At 70.9% G+C, this 4,782-nt stretch carries 5 protein-coding genes and 4 tRNA genes; 5 read left to right on the top strand and 4 right to left on the bottom strand.

The window, feature by feature from the left end; all coding sequences use genetic code 11:
* Positions 1–15 precede the first annotated feature (15 nt).
* The 4 genes from AC0CYZ_RS00090 to AC0CYZ_RS00105 all read right to left on the bottom strand — a co-directional run bounded on the left by AC0CYZ_RS00090 (position 16) and on the right by AC0CYZ_RS00105 (position 811).
* Positions 16–87: transfer RNA gene (locus tag AC0CYZ_RS00090), tRNA-Val, on the bottom strand.
* Between the two features lies 1 nt (position 88).
* A tRNA-Cys gene (locus AC0CYZ_RS00095) sits at positions 89–160 on the bottom strand.
* A gap of 63 nt (positions 161–223) precedes the next feature.
* Positions 224–296, bottom strand: a tRNA-Gly gene (locus tag AC0CYZ_RS00100).
* Between the two features lie 95 nt (positions 297–391).
* Positions 392–811: an SsgA family sporulation/cell division regulator gene (locus AC0CYZ_RS00105; protein WP_472210759.1), complete on the bottom strand. Its 420-nt coding sequence runs from the start codon at positions 809–811 to the stop codon at positions 392–394.
* 304 nt (positions 812–1,115) lie between these two features.
* On the opposite strand from AC0CYZ_RS00105, the gene AC0CYZ_RS00110 reads away from it, so the two are divergent.
* The 5 genes from AC0CYZ_RS00110 (at position 1,116) to AC0CYZ_RS00130 (ending at position 4,483) form a co-directional block, all read left to right on the top strand.
* Entirely contained in the window at positions 1,116–1,691 is a 576-nt protein-coding gene (locus AC0CYZ_RS00110; protein WP_472210762.1) for an RNA polymerase sigma factor, read from the top strand.
* On the top strand, positions 1,688–2,593 hold the full coding sequence (locus AC0CYZ_RS00115) for an anti-sigma factor domain-containing protein (protein WP_472210764.1): 906 nt from the start codon (positions 1,688–1,690) through the stop codon (positions 2,591–2,593). The genes AC0CYZ_RS00110 and AC0CYZ_RS00115 overlap by 4 nt, the downstream gene beginning before the upstream one ends.
* Before the next feature lie 78 nt (positions 2,594–2,671).
* On the top strand, positions 2,672–3,157 hold the full coding sequence (locus AC0CYZ_RS00120; protein WP_472210766.1) for a TIGR02611 family protein: 486 nt from the start codon (positions 2,672–2,674) through the stop codon (positions 3,155–3,157).
* Positions 3,158–3,177: 20 nt separating this feature from the next.
* Positions 3,178–3,249 (top strand) — tRNA-Val (locus AC0CYZ_RS00125).
* A 907-nt stretch (positions 3,250–4,156) separates the two neighbouring features.
* On the top strand, positions 4,157–4,483 hold the full coding sequence (locus tag AC0CYZ_RS00130; RefSeq protein WP_472210769.1) for a VOC family protein: 327 nt from the start codon (positions 4,157–4,159) through the stop codon (positions 4,481–4,483).
* Positions 4,484–4,782: the final 299 nt, after the last annotated feature.

Raw genomic sequence — 4,782 nt, forward strand, 5'->3', positions numbered from 1 at the left:
CCTGCATAAACACGGTGGGCGATACTGGGTTCGAACCAGTGACCTCTACCGTGTCAAGGTAGCGCTCTCCCACTGAGCTAATCGCCCGAGGCGGAGGCGGGAATCGAACCCGCGTACAGGGCTTTGCAGGCCCTTGCCTAAACCACTCGGCCACTCCGCCCTGAGTTCGGAGCTGGGTGATCCCATCGAAACCGGGGCCCGACGCCGAGGGGGCCTGCTCCCGAGCGGACGACGGGACTCGAACCCGCGACCCTCACCTTGGCAAGGTGATGCGCTACCAACTGCGCTACGTCCGCATGTCGTCGGTGAGAACGGGCGGTGACGCCCGGGCTCCCTGCCGACGACGGAAACTCTACTGCATCGCGCGCGGCCCCCGTGGGCGGGGGGTGGATCAGGAGGGGTCGGTCGAGAGCAGCAGCCCGAGGGCGTGCTCGAGGTCGAGCCAGTCGTCCTCGGAGCCCGGCTCGATGACCTCGTGGGTCCGCTGGAGGAACTCCGAGACCTCGCGGGCGAGCGCCCGGAAGGTCGCGTGTCCCGAGGGCGAGGAGAGCTCGATCTCCACGGTCTCGCCCTCCGAGGGGCGGATCCGCACGTCGCCGTCGCCGGCGGCGTCGATCAGTCCCTCGGTGAGGAGGTCGCGGGAGAAGACCCACTCGACCCAGCCGGCCCGTCCGGTGCGGAAGGCCGCCTGGACGGCGTAGGGGTCACGCGTGTCGTAGCGGAGCTCGACCTGGACCGGAACCGGAGGGTTCGGAGGTCCGATGAGGTCGAAGACCGCCGTGGACCGGATCGTCACGTCGTCCTTGTGCATTCGAAGGCTGCCTTTCGCGCACGCTGCTGTCGAAGTGGGGAACGACCGGCGGCCGGGCCTGTGACGCCGGTTCACCCGGCTCACGCACCGACAGCATCGTATGAGTACCCAGCCGAGGCCTTACATGGTCCTGTTCCGTGACGACGCACCCTCCCCGTCGGAGCGGCTGGGACCCCCCGGGAGCACTAGCCTGTGCTGCGTCTCCCCCGATCACGAGACGATGAGGCAGGAGAGAGCCGTGTCGGACGCCTCGCAGCGCGGTGCCGAGCTGGCTGCGCAGCGTGACGGTGCGTCCGACGGGGGTGTGACCGACGCCACAATCCTCCGGTCCGTCGCGGCGCGGGAGCCCCGCGCGCTCGACGAGTTCTACGACCGGTTCGCCCGGCGGGCCTATTCGCTCGCCCGGCGGGTGTGCGTCGACGAGACGCTCGCCGAGGACGTCGTCCAGGAGGTCTTCCTGCTGGTGTGGCGCCACCCCGAGCGCTACGACCCCGCCCGCGGCAGCGTGTCCACCTGGCTCATGACGATGGTCCACCACCGCGCCGTGGACGCGGTGCGCCGCGAGGCCACCCGGCGCCGCCACACCGTCCCGCCGGGGGAGGACGGTGCCGAGTGGCTGCCGCCGGGACCGGGTGCCGACGAGGCGGCGCTCGACGCCGTCGTCGCCGGGCACGTGCGGGAGGCGCTCGGCGCGTTGCCCGCCGAGCAGCGTGAGGCCCTGACGCTCGCGTACTTCGGCGGCTTCACCCAGCGCGAGGTCGCGAGCATCTCGGGGATCCCGCTGGGCACGGTCAAGTCGCGCATGTTCACCGCGGTCCGCACGCTGCGGGGACTGCTGGAGGGCCGCGTGGACCGCGGGGACGAGGAGGGGACGTCGTGACCACGCCCCTGCCCGCGTCGTCGGACGGGCACGCCGAGCTCGCCGTGGCCTGGGTGCTGCACGCCCTCGAGCCCGACGAGGAGGCGGTGTTCGCCGCGCACCTCGGCGAGTGCCCGGGCTGCCGTCGGATCGTGGCGGAGACCGAGGAGGTCACGACGCTGCTCGGGTCAGCCGTGCCGCCGGTGGACCCGCCGCCGTCGTTGCGGGAGCGGATCCTGTCGGCGGCGGCCGAGGAGGCTGTGTCCGGTGCCGGTGCCGGTGCCGGTGCCGGTGCCGGTGCCGGTCCCGGTCCCGGAGATGACAGCGAAGCGTCGACGCTTGCAACCAGTGGCAGTAAAGCCCCGTCGTCGAGCGACCCGACCGTGGTGCCCCTCGGCCGACACCGCCGCGACGGGGACCGCGACCGTCGGTTCCGCCGGGTCACCGCCGGGCTCGCCGTCGCGGCCGCGCTGGCCCTCGTCGTCGCCATCGGTGGCCTGGTCGCCGCGAACCGGTCGCTCGCCGACCAGCGCGACGCCGCCTCGGCGCAGGCGGCTCAGGGGCGGGAGGTCGTGCAGCTGCTGGACGCCGCCGCCCAGCCCGGCAATCCCCACGCCGTCCTCGCCACCCCGGACGGCGGCGTCGTGGGCCTCGTCGTGGACCGGGGCCGCGGGCCGGAGGTCCTCGCCTCGGGGCTGGCCCCCTCCGGCGCAGACCACTCCTACGTTCTGTGGGGCCTCGCGAACGGGACGCCCGTGGGGTTGACGGCGTTCGAGATGTCCGGTTCGGACCCCGTCGTGCGGTCCGTACCCTCGGTGGAGGCGACCGGACGGTTCGCCGGGTACGCGGTCTCCCTCGAGCCCGGTCACGCCGTCCCCGCCACGCCGACCCAGGTCGTCGCGAGCGGTCGGACGACAGGCTGACCGACCGGGCGCGACGACGGCGAGCCGTGACCGACCCGCCCGACCGGCACCCGCCGGCCGACGCCGCAGAGGATGGCGATGACCCAGCCACAGGCCACCCCTGACCGTTCGGCCTCGGAGCAGGACCCACCGCCGGCGCCCCGCGGACGCCGCCTCCACGCCGCCCGCGTCCGGTACCGGGCCTTCCGGATGAAGGTCCGGGCGCGGCCGGGCTGGAACCTCGCGTGGCGGATCGGGATCGGCGTGCTGGGCACGGTCGTGCTGGTCCTCGGCGTCCTCGCGATCCCGTACCCGGGCCCGGGCTGGCTGATCGTGTTCGCCGGTCTCGGCATCCTCGCCACCGAGTTCACATGGGCGGGGCGGCTCCTGAGCTTCGCGCGCGGGTACTACGACGCCTGGTCGGCGTGGGTGCGCCGCCAGAACCGGGTGGTCCAGGCGCTCCTGGGGCTGGTGTCGCTGGCGGTGGTGCTGGCCATGCTGTGGCTGCTCGGCGCGCTCTGGTTCGCGGCGGACCTGGTCGGTCTCGATCAGTGGACCTGGCTGCAGAGCCCGCTGACGTCGTGAGTTAGGCTGGGCGACGCTGCGGGCGATTAGCTCAGGGGGAGAGCGCTTCGTTCACACCGAAGAGGTCACTGGTTCGATCCCAGTATCGCCCACCGCAGGTCAGAGGCCCGGACTCCGCATCAGGAGCCGGGCCTTTGTCGTCGGATCGGGAGCTTTCCGGGAGCATCGGCCTCACCGGACCGCGGCGAGCGAGCCGGCGGGCCCGTCTCCGTCGTCGGGATCGCCAGGGTCGCCATCGCTCGGTGGCTGCGGTTCTCGGTGGCCGTTGAGCCGCGTCGAGGATGCGGTCGTGGTGCTCGGTGCGGCGCGTGTAGAGCTGAAGCGCGGTGGTCACGTTCTCGTGGCCTACAACTCGATCTTCCGGTTCGACGAGCAGATGATCGTCAACATGCATGTCTACGGGGTGGCCGGCGCTCACGCACCCGATTCGCGCTCTATTCGATCGCATTGCGAAGGCTGTGCGAGTCGCCGGCCCACGCTTGGTTCTAACCCAACAGCCAGCGCACACCCGCCGCAGCCGACTCGAAGGCGAATGCGGCATTCGGGCAGCAACAACATCGGCAGCAAGCCCGGCCGAGGTGGACGAACCAGCACCGAGCAGCAGCTCAGAGCTCGTCCAACGGGGCTCGTGAATACCTGCCGAACCAGCCGAGATCCACCGCAAGGGACGCCAAGCAGTCGATGGACACCTAGGCGTGCCCCTCGTAGCCGGCCCTCGGCTGGCCCTAGAGCTCGATCATTTCGGCACTCTTCAGACACAGAATAGTACGAGAAGGGCCGTGCGAGCCGGTAGCAACCGGTAATGGCCGAGGCCTATCGGTGCAGCTCAACGCCCGTGCGTAGGGCCACCGGGCACTTGCCAGGGGAGCGGGCGTTCGATCCGTCAGATCGTCGGTCCGTCGTGGCCCGTTTGAAGGCTCTTCGGACCGTGGACACGGAGCACCGGGCCCGGCCAGACTCGTCGACGTGCCTGGGAGCGCTGGATCGGTGATCCCTCGGATGGTCGTGGCCGACGTCGCAGGCGCGGTGGCGTTCTTGCGTGACGTGTTCGGCGCGAGCGGTGAGGCGCAGGAGGGTCGACCGGCTGAGGTCGACCTGCGGGGCTCCACGATCATGATCAGCGAGGCAGGGGAGCGAGAGCTGTTCCCCGCCTTCCTCTATGTGTACGTCGAAGATGCCGATGCGGCCTTCGAGCGTGCGATCACGGCCGGTGCGCGCTGCATCGAGGGCCCGGTCGACACGTTCTACGGGGACCGCCGCGCGATGGTGGAGGACCCGTTCGGCAACGTTTTCCAGATCGCGCACCGTCGTGAAGGTGGCTCTTGACCGGGCCCATCGAGCCGGCCGCGAAGCAAGATCAACGCAGTATTGAGGCAGCACGAGCCCCGATAGTCGGCGCCGCGCCGCCGGGCGCGGCAGTACGAAATAGCAGGTCAGCGCCCCTAGGGTGCCAGCGGGGGAGACCCCGGAATCGGACGCGGGCCCGTTCACACCGAAGAGGTCACTGGTTCGATGTTAGTGTCGCCCACGCAGAAAGGCCCTGTTCAGGGCTCCGCAAGGAGCTGAGACCAGGGCCTTCGTCGTTCCAGACCATGCTCCATACAGCAGAGATGCAGCAGCGGGGC

The sequence above is a fragment of the Actinomycetospora sp. genome (assembly GCF_055612215.1).